A 21,643-nucleotide genomic window follows, 5' to 3' on the forward strand; every position below is an offset into this window, starting at 1 on the left:
TGTACGGAGCGACGGGCGGGTCATTTCACGGCACCGGCGGTGAGCCCGGCGACGAGATAACGCTGGAGCAGCAGGAATCCGGCGACGACCGGGACGGAGACGATCAGGGACGCGGCCATGACCTGGTTCCAGTACACCTGGACCTGGGTGGAGTACTCCTGGAGTCCGACGGCGAGGGTCCGGGTGCCCGAGTCGGTCATCACCGACGCGAACAGGACCTCGCCCCAAGCCGTCATGAACGAGTAGATCCCCACCGCCACGATGCCTGGCATCGCCGCGGGGATGACCACCCGGATCAGCGCGCCGAGCGGCCCGGTGCCGTCGACCATCGCGGCCTCGTCGAGCTCTTTGGGGATCGAGTCGATGTAGCCGGCGAGCATCCAGATGGCGAACGGCAGCGAGAAGGTCAGGTAGGTGATGATCAGTCCGAGGCGCGAGCCGTACAGGACGATGCCGGTGGTGTTGCCGATGTTGACGAAGATGAGGAACAGCGGCAGCAAGAACAGGATGCCGGGGAACATCTGCGTGGAGAGCACGGTCATCTTGAAGAAGTTCTTGCCCCGGAACCGGAAACGGCTCAACGCGTAGGCCGCGAAGATCGCGATCACCACCGAGAGGATCGCCGCCGATCCGGAGATGATCAGGCTGTTCACGAAGTACTCGGCGAGCGGGATGGTCTCCCAGATGTCGAAGAACGGCTGGATGGTCAACGTCGTCGGAAGCCACTCCCACTTGCCTTGCACGTCCCCGAGCGGTTTCAGCGACGACGAAACCATCGCGTACAACGGAACGAGGGTGAACAAGGCGAGGAAGCCGAGGACGAATCGGCGGGCCCAAGGGACCCAGCGAGGCTCAGACAACGGCGTTCCTCCTCCGCGCGGTCAGTCCCAAGTAGACGGTGCTGACGATCAGCAGGAACAGCAGCAACAGCACCGACATCGCCGAGCCGAGGCCGAAGTTCCAGGTCACGAAGGAACTCTGGTAGATGTGGATCGAGATCAGCGACGCCTCCTTCGGTGCGGACGCTCCGAAAAGGACATACGGCGTGTTGAAGTCGTTGAAGGTCCACAGGAACAACACCAGCAGGAGCACCTGGTTGACCGGCCGCAGCATCGGCTGGGTGATCGACTGGAACTGGCGCCACCAGCCCGCGCCGTCGATGGCCGCCGCTTCGTACAGTTCGCCGGGGATGTTCTGCAGCCCGGCCATCACGATCAGGAAGGCGAACGGCCAGTTCCGCCAGACCGACACCACCACCAGCGACCAGAAGCTGTTGTCCCCGATGAGCCAGAACGAATCCGTGCCCAGCAGGTCGTTCACCAGGCCGGTGTCCTTCTGGAACATGAACGACCAGGTGATCACGGCGGCGTACATCGGCAGCGCGTACGGCACCAGGAACAGCGTCCGGAGCAAGCCACGTCCGCGGAAGTTCTTCTGCATCAGCACGGCGGCCGAGGTGCCGAAGAGCCAGCAGAACCCGACCGAGAGGACGGTGTAGAGGACGCTGATCCAGAACGAACCGAGCAGCGACTTCCCCGCCGCGGAGTTGAAGTCGAGGACGAACTTGTAGTTGTCCAGTCCCGCCGCCGGGGCGGACGAGAAGTCCCTGATGGAGAACTGCGTCAGTTTGAAGAAGCTCATCACGAGCCCGGCGATCATCGGGATCACGTGGACGAGCAGTTCGAGCAGGATCGCGGGCAGCAGGAGCAGATACGGCAGCGCGACCCGGCGCCGTTTGCGCCGGACGCGATGGGGCCCGGGCGCCCCGGCCGCCTTCACGGCCGGGGCGTTGTCGAGAGCGGTCGGCATCAACTACCGGCCGCGATCTGCTGGTCCGCCTGGTTCAGCTGGTCCCGGATCTTGGCTCCGTCCACCGGCTTTCCCGCGGCGACGTCGGCGAACATCGCCTTCATCGCGGTGCCGATCAGGGTCTCGAACTGGGACTCCTGCGGAACCTGTGGCATCGGCTCGGCCGAATTCGCGAGCACGTTCTGGAAGACCTTGACGTCCTCGGTCTGGAAGGCCGCGTCGCCGTAAGCGTCCTGGACGGTCGGCAGCGAACCGTAGGTCTTGTTGAGCAACGCCTGTTCCTCCGCCGAGACCATGAACTTCACGAAGTCCAGCGCGGCGTCCGGATTCTTGGTGTTCTTGAAGACCGCCATGTTGATGCCCGCGACGAAGCTGGTCACTTTCCGGCCGTTCGGCGGCGCGGCGGCGGGCAGCGGGATCGGCGCTACACCGAGGTTCGCCATGTCCATCCCGATGTTCTTGAACGAACCCGCGGAGGCCTGGTTCATGAACATCGCGGCTTTGCCGTCCGACAGATCCTTGAGGGATTTGGCGGTGTCGGCGTACTCGGCGTTGGCCGGATTGACGATCTTGTCCTTCTGCATCAGGTCGACGAACTGCCGCACCGCCGCGACCGACGGATCCGAAGCCAACTGAGGTTTGCCCTCCGGGGTGAAGAACTGGGCGCCCTGCTGGGCGCCGAGGATCGCCGCATGGTGGCTGTTCTCGGTGACCTGACCCGCCTGGAGCGAGAGCCCCCACTGCCCCTTGTCGGGTTTGGTGAGCTTCTTGCCGTCCTCGACGAGTTCCTCCCAGGTGGCGGGCGGCTTGGTGATCCCGGCCTCGGCGAAGAGCTTCTTGTTGTAATACAGGCCGTACGCCTGGCCGTAGAGCGGTACGCCGACCGGCGGTTGACCGCTCGCCCCGGTGGCCGCCAGCGACGGGCCGAGGAACCGCGCCTTGCCGCCGACCTTCTCCAGCGCGGCGTCGTCGAACGGCAGGAACGCCCCGGTCGCCTGCAACGAGGCCGACCAGGTGTTGCCGATGTTGAGCACGTCCGGTCCCTTGCCGGAGGTGGTGGCGGCGAGGATCCGGTTGAGCAGATCCGTCCACGGGACGACCTCGAGCTTGACCTTGATCCCGGAGGCCTTCTCGAACTTGTCGAGTTCGGGCCGCAGGACTGCCTTGTCGTTGTCGAGACTGGTGCCCTGGTTGGACGCCCAGTACACGAGCTCCTTGGGAGCACTGGACGACGTGTCGCCGCCGCCGCATGCCGTCGTGGCGGCGGCCGCCAGCGCCAGGACGAGCGCGGGAGCGATCTTTCCGATTCGCATCGATGGTCCTCGGGGTGAGTGGCCAAGCCGCGTCCGGAGCCTGTGACCCGGGACACGTCTTATTTCAGGGCTTGAGTTAAGCCTTGGCCAACCTTGCCGTCAAGACCTTGAACGCCATTTCGTCCGCCTCGGCACCGTATCGTTCACCAGGGGGTTCCACCCAGGGTCGCGGGGCCGCGATCGACGGTGATCATCTTCTCGAAACGATAGCCGTCGAGATCCTCGTTGAGCACTTTCTCTCCCGGCCGGGCCCGGTGGAACCCGCACGTCCCGTTCGTACTGCCGGCACTGACGACGCACCGCACCGGGACCGGCGCCGTCCTGGCGATTTCGAGCGCGAACCCGACGCCGTGGCGCAACATCAGGACCTGATCCGCCTCGGAGATCACCGGCTCGCCGTCCGGCAGGCGTCCCACCTCGACCGGCAGATGGTCTTCGAGATGGAAACTGTTGAAGGACCATTCCCAGCCGGTCAGGTCGGACTGGGTTCCCGGCGGCCGTTCAGCCCCGAAACCGAGCACTTCACCGGTCAGAACCACGCCGCCGGCGAGCATCTCCCGCAGCCCCGGCGCCAACCGGTCGGGCCGTATCGCGACGGGCAAGGGGCCGAGCGCCTCCACTGCCAGGTCGTTCAGGCGAACGTTGAGCACGGTCACTTCCCCGTCAGCACGTCGAAGGCCTCGCCTCGATGGACGGCGAACAGTTCGAGCGCCTTCTCACCGTCGCGGGCACGAAGAGCCGACGCCAGCCGACGGTGCTCGGCCGGGATGCTCGCGAGGTAGCCGTCGGAGCTCACGCCGATCCGGGTCAGCAGGAACAGGTACACCTGCGACCGGATGGCCTGCCACGCCTCGATGAGCCGCCGATGTCCGGACGCCGCGTAGACCTTGTCGTGGAAGTCGATGTCGCAGCGGACCATCTCGTGCTCGTCACGCGCCCGGTCCATCCGCTCGACGACCTCGTCGATCGTGGCCAGGTCCGCGTCCGACGCCTTCGCGACGACCAGCTGGACCGCCAACTGCTCCAGCGCCGACCGCAGGCTGTCGAGTTCGGCGACGTCCACGTCGGACAGCGTGGTGACGATCGCGCCGCGATGCCATTCGCTGCGGACCAGCCCCTCCCGCTCGAGTTTGAGCAGCGCTTCGCGCACCGGACCGCGGCTGACGCCGAGCGCCGCCGAAAGTTCGACCTCGCGCAATTGCGCCCCAGGCGGATAGGCGCCGCCGAAGATGGCGTCCCGGACCCTGTCGGCCACCTCGTCCGCCAGCCCGCGGCGACGCGCCGGCACCACCCTGCCGGGTTCGCTCATCCTCATCCCTCCCACCGGAACGGCCGATCGTAGCGGCTCGCCGCACTTTGTCCTAATGTTAACATTACGACAAGTGTTCGTCCGCCGGAAAGGATCCCCTGGGTATGACCGTCCTCGACTCCCCCATCCCGCGCTTCCATCTCGCCATGCCTGTCGACGACCTCGCCGCCGCGCGCACCTTCTACGGCGATGTCCTCGGGCTCGAACAGGGCCGCAGCTCCGACACCTGGATCGACTGGAACCTCCACGGCCACCAGTTCGTCACGCACCTCGCCCCGGAGCGACCGCGGCAGATCCACAACCCCGTCGACGGTCACGACGTGCCCGTCCCCCACTTCGGCCTGATCCTCACCGTGCCGGAATTCCGGAAATTGGCGGACCGGTTGCGCGCGGCGAACACCTCGTTCGTCATCGAGCCCTACGTGCGATTCGAGGGCCAGACCGGGGAACAGTGGACGATGTTCCTGCTGGACCCGGCGGGCAACGCCCTGGAATTCAAGGCGTTCGCCGACGATTCGCAGGTCTTCGCCGCCTGAGCGGTCACGAGCACGACCCGATCGATAACCTCGATATTATCGATCGGGTCGGCTTCCCGCGTTGATCAAGGCCCGGCACCGCGAGAAGCTGTTCCTGTCAGCGAGCCTGCTGAACAGGGAAAACCAAGGAGACGCCACCATGTTCGACCCCATCCTCCTCCGGGCCGCCGACGCCGAGATCGTCAGCGACGCGCCGGGCAGCGAGATCACGCTGCTGGCCGATTCGGCCACCACCGATGGAGGCTTCACCGCGAACCGTGCGACCTTGAAGGACGGCGTCTTCGGCACCCCGGCCCACTTCCACACTCGCGCGACCGAGTTCTTCTTCGTGCTCGAAGGAAAACTCCAGGTCCTTGTCGAGGAAACCCTGCACACGCTGGAAAAGGGCGACTTCCTCGCCGTTCCGCCCAAGGTGCCGCACGCGTTCGGGCCCGCCGACGGCTCGGACGCCGACGTTCTGGTGACCTTCACGCCGGGCATGGCCCGCTTCGACTACTACCGGCTCCTCGACCGGGTCGCGCGTGGCGAGGCCGACCCTTCGGAGATCGCCGCGTCCTCGAAGCAGTACGACAACCACTACGTCGACAGCCCGATCTGGCGTGCCGCGCGCGACCGGTGAGCGTCAGTCGATGACCGCGGTCGCCTCGACCTCGACGAGGTGCTCGGGCACGTCGAGGGCCGCGACGCCGATCAGTGTTCCCGGCGGGACAGGGGTGCCGCCCAGTTTGGCGGCGGCCCTGTCCACACCTTCGAGGAACAGCGCGAGTTTGTCCGGCGTCCAGTCGACGACGTAGACGGTCATTTTCGCGACGTCGTCGAAGGTGGCGCCGGCCGCGGCGAGAGCGGTACCGATGTTCAGGTAGCACTGTTCGACTTGAGCGGCGAGGTCACCTTCGCCGACAACGGCACCGTCGGCGTCCCACGAAACCTGCCCCGCGATGAAGACCAGCTTCGACCCGGTCGCGATCGACACCTGCCGGTAGGCGGGGATCTCCGGCAGTCCCGCGGGATTCACCAGGGTGATGCTCATCAGTACTCCTCTTGGTCACTTGTGGTTACCCAGGAACTGTAGGAGAGTGTGCAGCGACCTGGAAGAACGCACTTTTTCGTGACTGGGGAACCTCATGGTGACCAAGCAGCTCAGCGGCACAGCGGACGACGCGGACCTGATGCGGGCGGACTCGCTGGCGCGGGAGATCTTCTCCGACGTCGCCAACAAGTGGGCGCTCCTGATCATCGAGACGGTCGGCGAACGCACCCGGCGGTTCACCGAACTGCGGAACGACATCGAGGGCATCAGCCACAAGATGCTCACCCAGAACCTGCGCATGCTGGAGCGTAACGGCCTGATCGAGCGGGTGGTGCATCCGACCGTCCCGCCGCGCGTCGACTACACCCTCACCGAGGCCGGGCGCGGCCTGCGCGCGACGGTCGACGGGATGTGCGACTGGACCCACCGGTTCCTCGGCCACATCGAAGACTCACGACGCCGGTTCGACGCGCCTGTCGACCCGACAGGCCCTACGGCAACCGAACCACCCGCAGGAACGCAGGCAACAGCCACGGTCGCGGACCGCTGACGACGATCTTGCGCGTCAGCGCGGCACGCGCCTTGCCGACCCGGTGGAACAGCATCAGGTTCAGCGTCGGCGGGTCGAACGAGATCCGCACGTCGACCGGCCCTCCGGGCCGCTCCACCGTGACCCGCCCCCGATGCAGCACCAGTACGACCGGGGACGTGTACGCCGACCGGAACGCCACGGCGATCCGTCTTTCCCTCGGCGGTTCGCCGGTGTCGAGAAGGTGACCGGTGTCGTGGGTCAGCACACCCACCATGAAGAGGTCGAAGAACAGCGCCGCGTCACCCGGTGGCATCGTCCACGGCAGCTTCAGTGCCTTGGCGATGTCCCAGCCGTGGATGTGCAGTTCGTTGACCAGGTGCGCGAGGACTCCCGCGAGCGGCACCTTCGAATCGCCGAGCCAGTCCAGCGGGGTCGCCGGATCGGCGTCCTCGGTCACCCGCAGTACCTCGTCGATGTCAGCGAGCAGTCCCGTCACCAGCACGCCGATGTCACGTTCGGGAAAATCCCGTAACACCAAAGTGTTCAGCACGGAAACGGTGTCCACAGTGGTCTTTTCGACCTGGCTCTGGCCGCGGGGGTCCAAGAACGGCGTGCTGTCCGGGCGTGCCAGTGACGTGTACATCTTCGCGATCATCGCGACGTGGGCCACCGTGTCGGCCGCCGTCCAGTCCGCGGTGACCATCGCGTCCGGATCCGGGACGCGGGCCACCAGTTCCGCGAAACGCGCCCCTGTCACCCGGTAGGCGCGCCGCACCGCCTGCCATCGATCCGCCGTGATCGCTGTGGTCACGGGCCGATTTTATCCTGGTGGGACGGCGAATTCTTCCGCTCTCGTGCTGTCTTCGGGCGCAGTGACCGTACTCACTACGGAAATCGACGTGACACGCACCGACCGGCCCAGGCAGACTGGACGGCAGATCAGCCTCGCCTTCGCTGTTGCCATTGCCGTCGCCGAAGGCGGCCAACGCGGACTTGTGCCCTCCCAGGAGCCCTTCACTGATGACCGAGACCCTGCCCGAAACCGCCCACGACCAGGAAAGGGCACCGGCGAAAGCCGGGCTCCTGATCGGGGTCCTGGTCCTGTCCGCGTTCGTGATGATCCTCAACGAGACCATCCTGAGCGTCGCGCTGCGTGACCTGACCGTCGACCTCAAGGTCCCGACCACCACCGTCCAGTGGCTGACGAGCGGCTTCCTGCTCACCATGGCGGTCGTCATCCCGACCACCGGGTTCCTGCTCGAACGGTTCACCCCGCGCCAGGTGTACCTCGCGTCGCTGACCCTGTTCAGCACCGGCACGCTGGTCAGCGCGCTCGCCCCGGGCTTCGCGCTCCTGCTGACCGGCCGGGTCATCCAGGCCTGCGGTACCGCGGTGATGCTGCCGCTGCTGATGACCACGGTGATGCGCCTGGTGCCGGTGGAGAAACGCGGCGCCACGATGGGCACGATCACGATCGTCATCGCGGTCGCCCCTGCCATCGGCCCGACCATCGGCGGTGCCGTCCTCTCCTCGCTCGGCTGGCGCTGGATGTTCTGGATCGTGCTGCCGCTCTCGATCGCCGCCCTGGTGGTCGGCATGCTGCAGCTGAGGTTGGAGAGCGACACCCGCAAGGTGCCGCTGGACGTGCTGTCGGTGATCCTGTCCGCCATCGGTTTCGGTGGTGTCCTGTACGGCCTGTCGGTGTCCGGTGAGTCCGCGGGCGGGCATCAGCCGGTGCCGCCGTGGGTGCCGATCGCCGTCGGCGCCGTGGCACTCGTGGTGTTCACCTGGCGCCAGTTGCGCCTGCAGAAGGAAGATCGCGCGCTGCTGGACCTGCGCCCGTTCACCCACCGCAGTTTCGTCGTCGCGCTGGTACTGACGGCGCTGCTGTTCATGTGCCTGCTCGGCGCCGCGGCGATCCTGCTGCCGCTGTACCTGCAGACCGTCCTGCACACCAGCACGTTCGTCAGCGGGCTCGCGGTGCTTCCCGGCGGCCTGGCCCTCGGGCTGCTCGGCCGCCCGGTCGGCGCGCTGTACGACCGCTTCGGCCCCCGGCCCCTGGTCATCCCTGGCGCCGCCGCGATGGCGGTCTCGCTGTGGCTGTTCGCCCTGCTCGGCCCGGGGTCGCCACTGGTCGCGGTCATCGCCATCCATGTCCTCCTGATGGGCGGGCTCGGCCTCATGATGACGCCGCTGATGACCGAATCCCTCGGTTCGCTGCCCGAGCACCTCTATTCACACGGCAGCGCGATCCTCGCCACCCTTCAGCAGCTTGCCGGCGCGCTCGGCACCGCCATGTTCATCGCGGTGGCCACGGCGAGCACGACCACGGCCGGGGCGGCCAGCCCCGACGCCGGGGGCATCCGCATCACGTTCATGGTCGCCGGTTGTGTCGGACTGGCCGCGTTCGTCGGTTCGCTGTTCGTCAAGAAGAGCGCCGGGGCCACCGCGGTGGCCGCGCACCACTGACGCCGGACTCGTTCCCTTCGCGCCCGCCGAGGCCTCCACCGGAGGCACGGCGGGCGCGCGGCGTTCGGCCACTTTCCGGCCGTAGGCGATGGCGGGCTGTTCGACCCAGCGGCGCAGCGCGCACGCGAACAGCAACGCGACACCGGTGGTCGCCGCGGCCTTGGCGAGCCCGCTGGGCAACAGCCAGCCCGTGACCCCTGCCGCGCCCGTCTGGGCGAGGTAGAGCGCGTAGGAACGATCGCCGACGTAGGTCATCGGCCTGCTCGAAAGCAGTTTCCGGACCGGACCAGGGGAAACGACGGCCACGAGCAGCAAGGCCGAGCCCGCCGCGTAGACCGGGACCACGAACTGCCAGTGTCCGCCGAGTACGTTCGCCAGCGGGCCGACGGAGAACTGCAGGACGACGAATCCGCACCCGATCGCCGTGGCGACGGCCGGCCTGGTCAGCGGCCGGAACAGGGCGAACCCGCGCGGATGGTGGAGTGTCATCGCCAGCAGACAGCCGATGACCAGCGAGCAGTAGTGCACCGAAAGGCTCGCCCAGGTGTGTGACGGCGCCAGCGGAAGCGCGAACAGCACCACACCGAGGACTGCCGACGCGCCCAGCAGCAGGCGCAGCGCCGTCTTCACGCTCCGCGCGAACGACGTGAGCACCAGCAGCGCGGGCCACACGAGGTAGAACTTCTCCTCCACCCCCAGCGACCACGACGTCGGGTAGGGCGTGTTGTAGTCGACGAGTTCGTTGCCGAAGAGGAGGTAGTACGGCATGGCGTCGGCGAGCCTGCTGCTCTGATACGTGCCGCCGAGCACCACCGCGAGCGTGGTCAGCGCCAGGAGCAGGAAGTACACCGGCATGATCCGGAAGACCCGGCGAACGAAGAACCCGCGCAGCGAGATCCGCCCGTCACGGTCTTCCTCCCTCAATGCCAGTGTCGTGATGAGGAAACCGGACAGCACGAAAAACAGCTGCACGGCGATCCAGCCCTGCAGGCGGTCGACGACGGGACCGCCGTAGTGGAAGAACACGACGGCCACGGCGGCGAGCGCGCGCACGCCGGTGAGGCCGGGGAACCACGACGAGGCCAGGTAGTCGGCGTGGCCGAGCGGCCGCCACCAGGGGTGACGCGAGGAAGCGAACATGACCCGAAGGTTCGGGCTCGGACGCTGAACCGGACCTTAAGGAAGCTGAAGACGTCTTCAGCTTCGCGCCAACGGCAAGCGGACGACGAGGCGGGCTCCGCCGTCGTGGTCGGCGACCTCGACGGTGCCGCCGTGCGCCCGGGCGATCTCGGCGACGACCGCCAGCCCGAGTCCGGCGCCACCGTCGTCACGCGCGCGTCCGTCGTCCAACCGCACGAAGCGGTCGAACACCCGCTCGCGGTCGGCGGCGGGAATGCCGGGACCGTCGTCGGCGACCGCCAGCACCCCGACACCGTCCACTGTGGACACCGTCACCTCGACGCCGGTGCGGGTGTGGCGTTGCGCGTTGTCCACGAGGTTACGCAGCAACCGTTCCAGCCTACCGCGGTCACCGAGGACTGTCGGATCTCCCTCGATCCCCGCACGCACACCCTGCCGTCCGGACAGACAGGATTCGACCACTTCGGACAGTCGCACCGGGGTGAATCGTTCCGGTCCCGCATTGTCCAGCTTGCCGAGCAGCACGAGATCGCCGACGAGGTCCTGCAACCGGGTGACGTCGAGGAGCGCGTTCCGGCAGGCGTCGCGCCAGTCCAGCCGGTCCGGATGCGCGAGCAGCACTTCCAGCTGGGTCCGCAGGGACGCCAGCGGGGTGCGGAGTTCGTGCGACGCGTCCGAGGTGAACCGGCTCTGCCGGGTGACCGCGGCGTCCAGGCGGGCGAGCATCGTGTTCATCGTTTCCGCGAGCTTCGCGATCTCGTCGGCACTGTCCGGGGCCGGGACGCGGCGGGAGAGATCGTGCGCGCCGATCTCCGCGACCTCCGAGCGGATCGCCTCGACCGGCCGCAGCGACCGGCGTACCGCGAACCACGCGATCGCCCCGATCAGCAGTGCGATCACCGGGACACCGGCCAGCAGCGTCACGCGCACCGAATCGAGCGCCGCCTGCCCGGACTCGTCGACGACGGCGGCGCCGAAGATCCGGTACTTGCTGTCACCGCTCGTGTCAGTCGCGACGTGTACCCGCGTCTCGGTGATCTCGACGTCGCGGCCCAGCGTCCGCTGACACCCGGTCGACTCCGGCATCGCCAGATCGACATCACCGGGCCGGAGGACCGACACGGAGTCGCCGCCGCCCTTGTACCCGTCCGCCGGGGCGAACGCGCCGTGCCGCAGGCCAGGGCAGGTGATGACCCGCTTCGCTGTCCGGTCGATCACCTCGTAGGCCGAATCCCGCACGAGCAGAGGCAGATCGGACGGCGCGGCACCGGTGTTGAGCAGCTGGACGATCGCCGCGACACGCTCTCTCGCCACCTGCGCGGCGCCGTTGCCCAATCGGTTCTGAGCGTCGATCACCAGCCAGGCCGACACCACGCCGAGCGCGAGAAGCGACGTCACGAAGGACGTCAGCGCGACCCGGAAGCGGGTCGACCTCCATGCCTTAGGCACTGGAGCCGACCACGTGGTAGCCGGCGCCGCGCACCGTCCGGATCGTCTCCACCCCGAACGGCAGATCGATCTTGCGCCGTAGCGCGCTCACGTGGACCTCCACGAGGTTCGCGGTCGCCGACGCCGCGAAATCCCAGAGGTTCTCCAGCAGTTCCGCCTTGGTGACCACTTCGCCCTGCCGTTTCATCAGATAGGCCAGCAGCGCGAACTCCTTGGTGGTCAACGGGATCTCGGCCGCGCCGCGACGGCAGCTGTGACTGGCCTGGTCGAGCTCGAGGTCGCCGAGCCGCAGCGTGCCCGGCCGGGTCGCTCCCCCGCGCCGGATCAGCGCTCGCAGCCGGGAGAGCAGGACGCCGTACGAGAACGGCTTCGGGAGGAAGTCGTCGGCGCCGGTGTCCAGCGCCTCGATCTCGTCGTCCTCCCCGTCCTTCGCGGTCAGCATGAGGATCGGGGTGTCGTCACCTCGTTCGCGAAGCCTCCGGCAGACGCGGTAGCCGTTGAGTCCGGGCAGCATGATGTCGAGGATCATCGCGGCGTAGGGATGCTCGGCGGCGTACCAAAGCGCGTCGCGGCCGTTGTGCGCGACGTCCACGGCGTAGCCTTCGGCGCTCAGCCCGGCGCGCAGCGATTCGGCCAGCCGCCGCTCGTCTTCCACGAGCAAGATCCTCATCGGCTCACGATCCCATACGGCCGGGTCCGAACTCCCGAAGCCCGATCCCACTGTCCGAGTGAAGGCTTCGCGGCCATCAGGCGGAGCCTTACACCAGGTGGCTTAGTTCTTTCGTAGCTTTATGGGAGCGATCCCATACCCCGGACTCATCGACCTTGCCATGACCGATCCGTCCCTTTACGGTCCTCGATGGGAGCGCTCCCATAATTCGGATTCCGGTCGCAAGGAGGCGACGTATGAGATTCCGCAGAAAGGGTGTTTCGGCACCACTGGCCATCAGCGCGGTACTCGCGATGGTGGCGGTGCCGGTGGTGCTGAGCTCGAGTGCCGAAGCGGCGCCGGGCTGCAAGGTCGACTACACGATCACCAACCAATGGGACACCGGTTTCGGGGCGACCGTGACCGTGACCAATCTCGGCGACCCGATCAGCGGTGGCTGGACGCTGAGCTGGGACTTCCCCGGCGACCAGCGGGTGCAACAGGGCTGGAACGGGACCTTCGGCCAGCAAGGTACGCGCGTGACGGTCAAGGACGCGGGGTGGAACGGCTCACTCGGTACCGGCGCCACCGCCTCCCCTGGGTTCAACGGAAGCCACTCCGGCACCAACGGGAAACCCGCGGTCTTCACCTTGAACGGCACCACCTGCACCGGTTCCACCGTCCCCACCACCACGACCTCGCCCACCACCACGACCACCACTCCGGGTCCCGGCGGCCCCAAGGTGGACAACCCCTATGCCGGCGCCGGGGGGTACGTGAACCCGGATTGGTCGGCGAAGGCCGCCGCGGAACCCGGCGGCGCCCGGATCGCGAACCAGCCGACCGGCGTCTGGCTCGACCGGATCGCCGCCATCGCGGGCACGAGCACCAGCCGCGGCCTGCGCGCTCACCTCGACGAAGCACTTCTGCAGGCCGCCGGGCAACCGTTGGTCGTCCAGCTGGTGATCTACAACCTGCCCGGCAGGGACTGCTCCGCGCTCGCTTCGAACGGCGAACTCAAGGCGGACGAACTCGCGCGTTACCAGACCGAGTACATCGACCCGATCGCCACGATCGTCGCCGATCCGAAGTACTCGACGTTGCGGATCGTGAACGTGGTCGAAATCGACTCGCTGCCGAACCTGGTCACCAACGTGACGCCCCGCCCGACGGTCACGCCCCAGTGCGACGTCATGAAGGCCAACGGGAACTACGTCAAGGGCGTCGGCTACGCGCTGGCGAAACTCGGTCCGATCGCCAACGTCTACAACTACATCGACGCCGGGCACCACGGCTGGCTCGGCTGGGACGACAACCTCGGCCCGTCCGCCGCGCTCATGGCCGAGGCCGCACGGACCTCCGGGAGCACGACGGCCAACGTGCACGGCTTCATCGCGAACACCGCGAACTACGGTGCGCTCAAGGAGCCGTACTTCACCGTGAACGACAGTGTCGGCGGCACTTCGGTACGGACGTCGAAGTGGATCGACTGGAACCGCTACGTCGACGAACTTTCCTTCGCCCAGGCGTTCCGGCAGGAAGCGGTCCGAGCCGGGTTCTCGGCGGACGTCGGTATGCTCATCGACACTTCCCGCAACGGCTGGGGCGGCACCGCGCGGCCGACCGGTGCCGGGCCGTCCACCACCGTCGACGCCTACGTGAACGGCGGCCGGACCGATCGCCGCATCCACCTGGGCAACTGGTGCAACCAGTCCGGCGCCGGGCTGGGCGAGCGCCCGAAGGCCGCGCCGGAAGCCGGGATCGACGCCTACGTCTGGATCAAGCCGCCGGGCGAGTCCGACGGTGCCAGCAAGGAGATCCCGAACACCGAGGGCAAGGGGTTCGATCGGATGTGCGATCCGACGTACACCGGTAACCCGCGGAACCAGAACAACCTGTCCGGCGCGCTTCCCGACGCGCCGCTTTCCGGGCACTGGTTCTCTGCACAGTTCCAGGAACTCCTGAAGAACGCGTATCCGGCGCTGTAGGTAGTGGCACCGCCGGTGCGCGAGCGGCGGGCCCGCGCCTGGACTGGCGCGTGGTTGGGTGCCGCGGGGCTCAAGCGTGGAGGATTCGGGACAGTGAACGTCCCGAATCCTCCACGGCCACCTCGAACAGCACGGTCGAAACGCTTATCGGCAGAGCACCAACTACGGGTACCGCAAGAAGGCGTGATCCGCTCGCGGCCGTGGGGCGACGCATCTCGACCATGGGTTCACCCCTGCACCCGACGTTGCGAAAGCCACTTTCGCAACGTTGAAGGTTGCGAAAGTGGCTTTCGCAACCAGCCACCTATGCCATGCCCCTCAATAACCCGAATCGCCACTCACGAGCTTCTATTGAGGGGTAAGGCAAATATGGCGTGATCGGCTCACTGCCGTAAAGGCCCTTGCTCACCCTTAAGGCAGGACGGAGGACTCTCGCGGGCTGACGGCAGGCAAGGGACTCCCCGCTGTGGCCGGGCGCGACCACGACTGTCCACACGGGACACGTCTCGACGACCCAGTGACAGATTAGTGTTTATATGTACGGTTTCAAAGGGGGTCGTGAGTGATAAAGAGGATTCTAACCGTCCTAATCGCTCACGACCCTCACTCAAAACCGCGCATACTGCCCAAGTTGGACATTCTACTTCAGTAAAGTGTCCCTTGTGGACACCCGGGTAACCGTCCCGGCGTCCACTCGCCAGTCCGGACCCGCGCCGGGACACGCCACCTTCGCCTTACCCCTCAATGACGCGCCGTAGCCTGCCACCGCTGGTTCGGGCCGTTGGTGGGCTGGTAGCTCCCGATCCGCGCACCGTCCTCACGGGATTCGCCGGTCACGTCGAGCAGCCGTCCCGTTGCGACGTTGACGAACGCCCAGGTCCCGTCACCGGTGCTCGACAAGGTCCAGCGCGAAGCCGGTCCGTCCGTGCCCGCCGGAACCAGGTTCACCGCACCACCGGCCGTACTGAGCACCTGCCCGCTCCCGGCGTTCGAGATCGTGAACTGATCCCGGTTGCCGTACCGGCCGGTGCGATCGGCCAGCGTCCAACGCTGGGCGGCGGCCGAGTCGTCCGTCGTGCGCTGCACGAGCGAACCGTTCTCGGCGCTCAACGACTTCCCGCTCTGCACGCCGGTGAACGAGAACGCCTTCCCGGAACCGAGGCCGGTCCCGGAGGCGACCGAACCGACACCGTCGACCACGAAGCTGGTCACCGACCGGGCCGGCACCCGCAAGGTCGCCTTCTGGCCCGACACCTTCACCGCTTCGCCCTTCCGAAGCGCGCCACCGACGTCGGTCACCACCGGGGTCACCTTCGCACCGGGCTGGATCCGGGCGAAGCCGGACAGGTCCAGGGTGACGTCCCGTTCGGTGTCCCCCGCGTTGACATGGACCACCGTCGCCAGGTTCTCGCCGCGCAGCGCGGCGGTGCTCGACGGGTCGTTCGTCCCGATCACGCGGTCACCCGGCTTGATGAAATGGGTGAAGTTCCGCATCGTGTGGTACTTCGTGTTCGTCCTGATCGGACAGTTCGCCAGGGTCGCGTTCGCCGGACAGTCGAACGGGATCTGGATCTCGCCCCAGTTCATCCCCTCCGGCCGCTCGCCGCCCGGCTTCATCGCGTTGTAGTCCTCGATCGGCTGCCAGCCGATCCACGCGCTCGGCTCCAGTTCACGCAGGTCGCCGGTGATCTGCCGGGCGAGACCGAGGCCGGGATCCATACTCGTGAAGTCCTGCCCGTCCTTCCAGCTCCCGCCGACCTCGCTCATCCACAGCGGTTTCGCCGCGCCTTTGGCCAGATCCCGCGGGATCGGCCGGTTCCCGGTGCCGTAGGTGTGCACGTTGAGCCGTCCGGCGGCCGCGCGCGCTTCGGGCGACCAGCCGTTCCAGTCCGCGGCGAAAATGTCCGGATTGGTCTCGTCGGGAGCGGAGACGATCGCCCGCGAACCGGTCGCGGCCAGTGCCTTGGCCATCTCGGGGATCAGCCGGGACTGGACCGACGGCCCGATGTGCGCGCCTTCCTGCCTGCCGCCGGTCGGGTTCCCGTCCGGCCCCAGCGTGGTCTTCCAGTAGTTCGTGTTGGGCTCGTTCAGCGGGTTGACCGACGCGAACTTGATACCGTGCGCGCGTTCGAGCGTCTTGGCGACCTTGGCCAGGTAGGCGGTGAAGTCGCCCGTCTTCTCGGTCCGCAGTTGCTCGTCGGTGGCGTTGAACCCACCGGAGACGTACCCCGACACCGTGTGGAAGTACGGCGGCGAGTTGCTGAACGCCTCCCAGCGCGTGACCCGGTTCTTGATCCGGTCCACCCACCAGCGCTGGCTCGGGTCGGCGGCGGGATCGAACTCCGCGGGATCGCTCGGAGTCCACCAGTCCTTGTCCACGCGGGTCGTCCCCGCGGGCGCCTTCCACCAGCCGGGGATCGCGCCACCCGGACGCAGATACGGCGGGACGTCCGGCGCGTTGCCGCCGCCGATGTTGAACCGGGCGATGGTGAAGTTCAGCCCCTCCTCGCCGAACACCATGTCGGCCAGTTTCGTGCGGATCGGGTCCGGATAGCGCCCGGTGGCCTCGGCCATCCACGCGAGGCTGGCGCCCCAGCCCTCGAAGGCCTGATGGCGGTAGGTGGGGTCGGGCCGGACGGTGACCGCGTCGGCGGCCGAGGCCGTCGCGACGGTCAGCGCGGCCGCGGTCAAAGGTACACAGAGGACGGTGAACAGACGGCGGAACGTGGTTCTGCGGCTCATCGGTGAACTGCCCTTCGTTCGGATCCGTTTGCCGATCAGGCTTCGGTGTGCCCCAGGAGCGGCCGGGGCACGAACCGCGCCTCGGTCTCGAGCATCGTGTCCAGCTCCAGCACCACGAGATCGTTGGTCCCGGACCGGACCACCGGCCGCGGCACGTACAACGTCCTTTGTGGACCACGGCGCCAGTACCGGCCGAGCAGGAACCCGTTGATCCAGACCAGGCCCTTGCCCCAGTGCGCCGTGTCGAGGAAGAGGTCCGCGGGTTCGTCGAGTTCGAAGCCGCCCCGGACCATCACCGGACCGGACAACGGCCCCGCCGGGCCCTCGTCCGCGGAGACCTCCGGAAGGAGATCCGGCAACGCGGCCACGTCGATCGGGACGACCTCCCAGCCGGTCAGCGGTTCACCGTGCAGGCACGCACCACCGATGAGCCCCTTGGCCTCGCCGATCCGCTCCCCGTAGTTGACCCGCCCCAGGTCTTCCACCAGCACCAGCAGTTCGCCGCGCGCACGGGGCAAGCGGATCGCGCGGTCCCGGTGCTCGCGAAGCAAGGTGCCGACACGGTCGCCGTCGAAGAACACCGTCGCCCGGTCGCGCACCTCACCGAAGGTCAGGACACTCGGCCCTTCGGAGTCGATGGTCGTCCGCAGGAACGCCAGACGCGGGGTCGGGGTCAGTTCGTCGAACGTGGGCAGGCTTTCGTGGACCTGCGCGGTTCCCCAGCGACGCGGTGAATCGAGCAGCCAGGCGGGGTCGCGCAGCGCCCCGACCGGCGTCGGCGCCGGCCGGGCCTCGGGTGGAACGGTGTCCGGAACCTTGTGGTAGCGCGCGATCACCTCGCGGAACGCGTGGTACTTCGGTGTCGGGTCACCCGCTTCGTCGAGCGGCGCGTCGTAGTCGTAGGAGGTGACCAGCGGCTGGTAGACGCCCTTGTCGTTGGCACCGTTGGTGAGCCCGAAGTTGGTGCCGCCGTGGAACATGTACAGGTTGACCGAGGCGCCCGCGGCGAGCAGCGCTTCGAGATCCGCCGCGGACTCGGCGACCGTGGTGGTGTGGTGGTGCGCGCCCCAGTGGTCGAACCAGCCGTTCCAGAACTCACTGCACATCAAGGGACCGGTCGGCTGGTGCTCGCGCAGGGTCTTCAGCCGCGCGGTGCTCTGCGAACCGAACGACGCCGTCCGGTGGAGCACCCCGTCGAGACCGCCGTTCGCCAGCATCTCGTGGGTGGGCTGGTCCACCGTGGTCAGGGGAACGGTGATGCCCGCGGCGCGGGTGTAGTGGGTCAGCGCGGCCAGATAACGCTTGTCGCCGCCGAAGGCGCCGTACTCGTTCTCGACCTGGACGAGCAGGACGGGCCCGCCGCGATCGATCTGATGCGGCGTGACGACGCGGAACACGTCGTCCAGATAGCCGCGGACGGCGGCGAGGTAGCGCGGTTCGAACTCTCGGACCCGGAGTTCGGTGTCGCGTAGCAGCCAGGTCGGGAGGCCGCCGTTGTCCCATTCCGCGCAGATGTACGGCCCCGGCCGGACGATCGCGTACATCCCGGCCTCGGCGATCAGCCGGAGGAACCGGTCGAGGTCGAGGCCGCCGGAGACGTCGAACTCGCCCTGTTCCGGCGAGTGCGCGTTCCAGGCGACGTAGGTCTCGATGGTGTTGAGGCCCATCCGGCGGGCCTTGTCGATGCGGTCGGCCCATAGGTCGGGGTGCACGCGGAAGTAGTGCAGTGCCCCGGAAATGATCTGGAACGGCTTGCCGTCGAGCAGGAAGTCGGTCTCCCCGATGCTGAACTCAGACATCGCGGACCACCACCGTGGCCAGCCGGAGCGCGGTCCAGGAAAGGGGCGGAAGCGTGGCGGTGATGGTGGTTCCTTCCGGGTCGTGCTCGGCCGTCACCCCTGACAACGGGACGGGCCGGACTGGTGCTGTGTGGACGGAATTCGTGACGTGCCGGTGGTGCCCGTCCGGGACGGCGACGGTCCAGGTCCCGTCGGGCGTCAGCCGGGCGCCGCGGACACGCAACCGCACTTCGGTCTCGGACTCGGTCGACCGGTTGGTCAGGAACACCGCGCAACGACCGTTCTCGTCGAAGGTCGCCGCGGCGTCGACGACGTCCACCCGGCCGTGCAGTCCTGTGTGGATGGTTTCGCCCGTGACGGTGAGCCGCAGGCTGTTCCCTTCGGCCAGCGACGAAACCAGGCTGAACGGGTGGAACGTCGTCTGCCGCCACGCCCGACCGCCGGGTTCGGCGCGGATCGGCGCGATGACGTTCACCAGTTGCGCCTGGTTGGCCATCGTGACGCGGTCGACGTTGCGCAGCAGGGATCCGAGCAGCGAGCCGACGACGACCGCGTCGGTGACGGTGTAGTCCTGCTCGATGATCCGTGGGTGTTCCCGCCAGCCGCCGGCGGCCAGCTCGTGCTGTTCGACGTCGTTCCAGTGGCGCTGGTCCCAGACGTTCCACTCGTCGACGCTGATGCCGATCTTCTTGTCCAGTCCGGCTTTCGCGAGGACGTCGTCGATGATCCCGGCGGTGGTGCGGACGAAGCCGTCGAGAGCGGCGGCGCTGGCCAGGTAGCTCGAAACGTCACCGTCGTGCTCCTGGTAGTAGGCGTGCAGGGAGAGGTGGTCGACGAGCGCCGCGGTGTGCTCCAGGACGGTGCGTTCCCAGTGCCCGAACGTCGGCATCTCGCGGCTCGAACTCCCCGCGACGACGAGTTCGACACCCGGGTCGATCATCCGCATGAGCCGGGCCGTCTCGGCGGCGAGGCGGCCGTACTCTTCGGCGGTCTTGTGCCCGACCTGCCACGGCCCGTCCATCTCGTTGCCGAGACACCAGAGCCGGAAGCCGAACGGCCGATCGGCGCCGTTCGCGCGCCGCCGTTCGCTCAGTTCCGTGCCACCGGGGTGGTTGCAGTACTCGAGGACGTCGGCGGCCTCCTGGACACCGCGGGTGCCGAGGTTGACCGCGTACATCACCTCGACGTCCGCGGCCTCGGTCCACGCGGCGAATTCGTGCAGGCCGAAGCGGTTCGACTCGACACTGTGCCACGCGGGATCCAGCCGGACGGGACGCCGTTCCACCGGTCCGACGCCGTCCTCCCAGCGGTACGCGGAAACGAAGTTCCCGCCGGGATAACGGACGACCGACGGCCCGAGTTCACGAACCAGGCCGAGGACGTCACCCCGGAATCCGCGATCGTCCGAAGTGGAGTGTCCTGGCTCGAAGATTCCGGTGTGGACGGAACGGCCCATATGCTCGACGAACGAGCCGAACAGCCGTCGCGGCACCGCGCCGATCACCTCGGAAACGTCGGCTTCGATCTGGATGCCCACGCCTCACCCCGCGCTGACGGTGAAGCCCTGCTGGTTGCCGTAGTCGACGATCGCCTGTTGCCAGGCGTTCAGTCCGGCGTCGAGCGAGGTGCCGTTGAGGTAGGCCTTGCCGACGGTGTCGCTGAAGACGCTGTTGGCGTAGGTCTGGTACGGCAAGTACGTCCAGCCCTTCGCGACGCTCTTCGACGCGTCGTTGAGCACCTGGTTGATCTTCTGCCCGCCGAAGTAGGGATCGGCCTGGTCGAGGAAGGCGGGCGAGTTCAGGTCGGCCGTGGTCGCCGGGAATCCGCCGCTGGCGATGAACGGCTTGACCCCGTTGCCGTGGTTGAGCCAGCGGACGAACGCCGCCGCCAGCGCCGGGTTGCCGCTCTGCTTCAGCACCGACTGCGTGCTGCCGCCGTTCTCCGCGGTGACCGGCTGACCGTCGTACGTCGGCATCGGCGCCACCGCCCACTTGCCGGCGCCGCCGGGAACCGAGGACTTGAAGTTGCCCGGCATCCAGGCGCCGGTGACCAGCGAGGCGATGGTGCCGTCGCCGAGCGCGCGGAACCAGTCGTCGGACCACTCCTTGATCGGGGCGAGCAGTTTGCCCTCGACCAGCTGGTTCCAGGTGGCCGTCCACTTCTTGGTGCCGGCGTCGGCGAGGTCGACCTTGACGTTCCGCCCGTCGGCGGTGAACGGCTTCCCGCCAGCCTGCCAGATCATGCTGGTGGCGAAGCCGGGGTCGCCCGTGTCGGAGGTGAGGTACTTGCCGGGGTCGGCCGTGTGCAGCTTCTTGGCCGCGGCGACGTACTCGTCCCAGGTCTTCGGCACGGCGATACCGTGGGCGTCGAAGACTTCCTTGTTGTAGAACAGCGCCATCGGACCGGAGTCCTGCGGCAAGCCGTATAGGCCGTTATTCACCCGGACACTGGACCAGGTCGAGGGCGCGTAGTCCTTTTCGAAGGAACCGAAGCCGTACTGATCGAGATTGGCCAGCGAGTCGGTCAGTGCGAACTGCGGCAACGCGTAGTACTCGATCTGGGCGACGTCCGGTGCCCCGGAGCCTGCTTTGATCGCGTTCTGCAGCTTGGTGTACTGCTCCTTGTTGGTACCGGCGTTGACGTAGTTGACCTTGACGTTCGGGAACTCCTTCTCGAACGCGGCGACCTGGTCCTTCGCCGACGGCGTCCAGCTCCAGTAGGTGATCGTGCCGCCCGCCTTGAGCGCGGCGTCGACCGAGTCCTGGTTCCCGGCGACCGGACCGTCCGCGCCGGACGAACAGCCGACGGCCAGCGCCGCGGCCAGTGTCATGGCGACGGCGGCCTTGACGCCTCTACGGATTCGCGACATCGAGTGTCC

General features: G+C 67.6%; 17 protein-coding genes and 2 pseudogenes. 5 read left to right on the plus strand and 14 right to left on the minus strand.

Annotation, left to right across the window (positions count from 1 at the left end; all coding sequences use genetic code 11):
• Window positions 1-20: 20 nt before the first annotated feature.
• From DL990_RS39985 to DL990_RS40005, 5 genes are all read right to left on the minus strand, one after another.
• Window positions 21-860 carry a carbohydrate ABC transporter permease gene (locus DL990_RS39985; protein WP_125782883.1) on the minus strand — a complete coding sequence of 280 codons (840 nt, stop codon included), beginning with the start codon at window positions 858-860 and terminating at the stop codon, window positions 21-23.
• A complete protein-coding gene (locus DL990_RS39990; RefSeq protein WP_125782881.1) occupies window positions 853-1,809 on the minus strand; it encodes a carbohydrate ABC transporter permease in 957 nt (318 codons plus the stop codon). Before DL990_RS39990 ends, DL990_RS39985 begins: the two co-directional genes overlap by 8 nt.
• Entirely contained in the window at window positions 1,809-3,122 is a 1,314-nt protein-coding gene (locus DL990_RS39995; protein WP_125782879.1) for a sugar ABC transporter substrate-binding protein, read from the minus strand. Before DL990_RS39995 ends, DL990_RS39990 begins: the two co-directional genes overlap by 1 nt.
• Before the next feature lie 143 nt (window positions 3,123-3,265).
• A complete protein-coding gene (locus tag DL990_RS40000) occupies window positions 3,266-3,772 on the minus strand; it encodes a hypothetical protein (protein WP_233620709.1) in 507 nt (168 codons plus the stop codon).
• Window positions 3,773-3,774: 2 nt separating this feature from the next.
• Window positions 3,775-4,431 (minus strand): GntR family transcriptional regulator, encoded by a 657-nt coding sequence (locus DL990_RS40005; RefSeq protein WP_125801779.1) that lies wholly within the window; start codon window positions 4,429-4,431, stop codon window positions 3,775-3,777.
• A 104-nt stretch (window positions 4,432-4,535) separates the two neighbouring features.
• On the opposite strand from DL990_RS40005, the gene DL990_RS40010 reads away from it, so the two are divergent.
• Window positions 4,536-4,967, plus strand: a complete 432-nt coding sequence (locus DL990_RS40010) for a VOC family protein (RefSeq protein WP_125782875.1) — start codon at window positions 4,536-4,538, stop codon at window positions 4,965-4,967.
• A 139-nt stretch (window positions 4,968-5,106) separates the two neighbouring features.
• Window positions 5,107-5,586 (plus strand): cupin domain-containing protein, encoded by a 480-nt coding sequence (locus DL990_RS40015; RefSeq protein WP_125782873.1) that lies wholly within the window; start codon window positions 5,107-5,109, stop codon window positions 5,584-5,586.
• 3 nt (window positions 5,587-5,589) lie between these two features.
• On the opposite strand, the gene DL990_RS40020 is transcribed toward DL990_RS40015, so the two are convergent.
• The gene (locus tag DL990_RS40020; RefSeq protein ID WP_125782871.1) at window positions 5,590-5,997 is read right to left on the minus strand and encodes a RidA family protein; all 408 of its coding nucleotides are present in this window, start codon (window positions 5,995-5,997) and stop codon (window positions 5,590-5,592) included.
• Window positions 5,998-6,091: 94 nt separating this feature from the next.
• Between DL990_RS40020 and DL990_RS40025 the strand changes: the two are divergent.
• Window positions 6,092-6,469: pseudogene (locus DL990_RS40025) on the plus strand (winged helix-turn-helix transcriptional regulator); the annotation flags it as partial.
• Between the two features lie 19 nt (window positions 6,470-6,488).
• Here DL990_RS40025 and DL990_RS40030 read toward each other — a convergent pair.
• Window positions 6,489-7,340, minus strand: a complete 852-nt coding sequence (locus DL990_RS40030) for a maleylpyruvate isomerase N-terminal domain-containing protein (protein WP_370451416.1) — start codon at window positions 7,338-7,340, stop codon at window positions 6,489-6,491.
• A gap of 209 nt (window positions 7,341-7,549) precedes the next feature.
• Here DL990_RS40030 and DL990_RS40035 point away from each other — a divergent pair, with 209 nt between their 5' ends.
• Complete coding sequence (locus DL990_RS40035) at window positions 7,550-8,998, plus strand: DHA2 family efflux MFS transporter permease subunit (RefSeq protein ID WP_125782869.1); 1,449 nt, start codon at window positions 7,550-7,552, stop codon at window positions 8,996-8,998.
• A 126-nt stretch (window positions 8,999-9,124) separates the two neighbouring features.
• Here DL990_RS40035 and DL990_RS40040 read toward each other — a convergent pair.
• From DL990_RS40040 to DL990_RS40050, 3 genes and pseudogenes are all read right to left on the minus strand, one after another.
• Window positions 9,125-10,138 (minus strand): annotated as a pseudogene (locus DL990_RS40040) (acyltransferase family protein); the annotation flags it as partial.
• 57 nt (window positions 10,139-10,195) lie between these two features.
• The gene (locus tag DL990_RS40045; protein WP_233620710.1) at window positions 10,196-11,536 is read right to left on the minus strand and encodes a cell wall metabolism sensor histidine kinase WalK; all 1,341 of its coding nucleotides are present in this window, start codon (window positions 11,534-11,536) and stop codon (window positions 10,196-10,198) included.
• 43 nt (window positions 11,537-11,579) lie between these two features.
• Entirely contained in the window at window positions 11,580-12,257 is a 678-nt protein-coding gene (locus DL990_RS40050; RefSeq protein WP_125801781.1) for a response regulator transcription factor, read from the minus strand.
• Window positions 12,258-12,493: 236 nt separating this feature from the next.
• Here DL990_RS40050 and DL990_RS40055 point away from each other — a divergent pair, with 236 nt between their 5' ends.
• On the plus strand, window positions 12,494-14,224 hold the full coding sequence (locus DL990_RS40055) for a glycoside hydrolase family 6 protein (RefSeq protein WP_125801782.1): 1,731 nt from the start codon (window positions 12,494-12,496) through the stop codon (window positions 14,222-14,224).
• Window positions 14,225-14,965: 741 nt separating this feature from the next.
• Here DL990_RS40055 and DL990_RS40060 read toward each other — a convergent pair.
• From DL990_RS40060 to DL990_RS40075, 4 genes are read right to left on the minus strand one after another with little or no spacing between them, the layout of a single operon-like run.
• Window positions 14,966-16,966, minus strand: a complete 2,001-nt coding sequence (locus DL990_RS40060; protein ID WP_125801783.1) for an RICIN domain-containing protein — start codon at window positions 16,964-16,966, stop codon at window positions 14,966-14,968.
• A gap of 35 nt (window positions 16,967-17,001) precedes the next feature.
• Window positions 17,002-18,765 (minus strand): beta-galactosidase family protein, encoded by a 1,764-nt coding sequence (locus DL990_RS40065; protein ID WP_125801784.1) that lies wholly within the window; start codon window positions 18,763-18,765, stop codon window positions 17,002-17,004.
• Window positions 18,758-20,302, minus strand: a complete 1,545-nt coding sequence (locus DL990_RS40070; RefSeq protein ID WP_125801785.1) for an alpha-N-arabinofuranosidase — start codon at window positions 20,300-20,302, stop codon at window positions 18,758-18,760. Before DL990_RS40070 ends, DL990_RS40065 begins: the two co-directional genes overlap by 8 nt.
• A 3-nt stretch (window positions 20,303-20,305) precedes the next feature.
• Complete coding sequence (locus DL990_RS40075; protein WP_199746793.1) at window positions 20,306-21,634, minus strand: sugar ABC transporter substrate-binding protein; 1,329 nt, start codon at window positions 21,632-21,634, stop codon at window positions 20,306-20,308.
• Window positions 21,635-21,643: the final 9 nt, after the last annotated feature.

Source organism: Amycolatopsis sp. WAC 01416, assembly GCF_003947485.1.
Classification (GTDB): domain Bacteria; phylum Actinomycetota; class Actinomycetes; order Mycobacteriales; family Pseudonocardiaceae; genus Amycolatopsis.

Bases quoted from the DNA above. Each gene is read 5' to 3' on its own strand.
- DL990_RS40050 (WP_125801781.1), bottom strand. From the start codon at position 12,257: ATGAGGATCTTGCTCGTGGAAGACGAGCGGCGGCTGGCCGAATCGCTG.
- DL990_RS40005 (WP_125801779.1), bottom strand. From the start codon at position 4,431: ATGAGCGAACCCGGCAGGGTGGTGCCGGCGCGTCGCCGCGGGCTGGCG.
- DL990_RS40035 (WP_125782869.1), top strand. From the start codon at position 7,550: ATGACCGAGACCCTGCCCGAAACCGCCCACGACCAGGAAAGGGCACCG.
- DL990_RS39995 (WP_125782879.1), bottom strand. From the start codon at position 3,122: ATGCGAATCGGAAAGATCGCTCCCGCGCTCGTCCTGGCGCTGGCGGCC.
- DL990_RS40060 (WP_125801783.1), bottom strand. From the start codon at position 16,966: ATGAGCCGCAGAACCACGTTCCGCCGTCTGTTCACCGTCCTCTGTGTA.
- DL990_RS40010 (WP_125782875.1), top strand. From the start codon at position 4,536: ATGACCGTCCTCGACTCCCCCATCCCGCGCTTCCATCTCGCCATGCCT.
- DL990_RS40020 (WP_125782871.1), bottom strand. From the start codon at position 5,997: ATGAGCATCACCCTGGTGAATCCCGCGGGACTGCCGGAGATCCCCGCC.
- DL990_RS40015 (WP_125782873.1), top strand. From the start codon at position 5,107: ATGTTCGACCCCATCCTCCTCCGGGCCGCCGACGCCGAGATCGTCAGC.
- DL990_RS40065 (WP_125801784.1), bottom strand. From the start codon at position 18,765: ATGTCTGAGTTCAGCATCGGGGAGACCGACTTCCTGCTCGACGGCAAG.
- DL990_RS40055 (WP_125801782.1), top strand. From the start codon at position 12,494: ATGAGATTCCGCAGAAAGGGTGTTTCGGCACCACTGGCCATCAGCGCG.
- DL990_RS40075 (WP_199746793.1), bottom strand. From the start codon at position 21,634: ATGTCGCGAATCCGTAGAGGCGTCAAGGCCGCCGTCGCCATGACACTG.
- DL990_RS39990 (WP_125782881.1), bottom strand. From the start codon at position 1,809: ATGCCGACCGCTCTCGACAACGCCCCGGCCGTGAAGGCGGCCGGGGCG.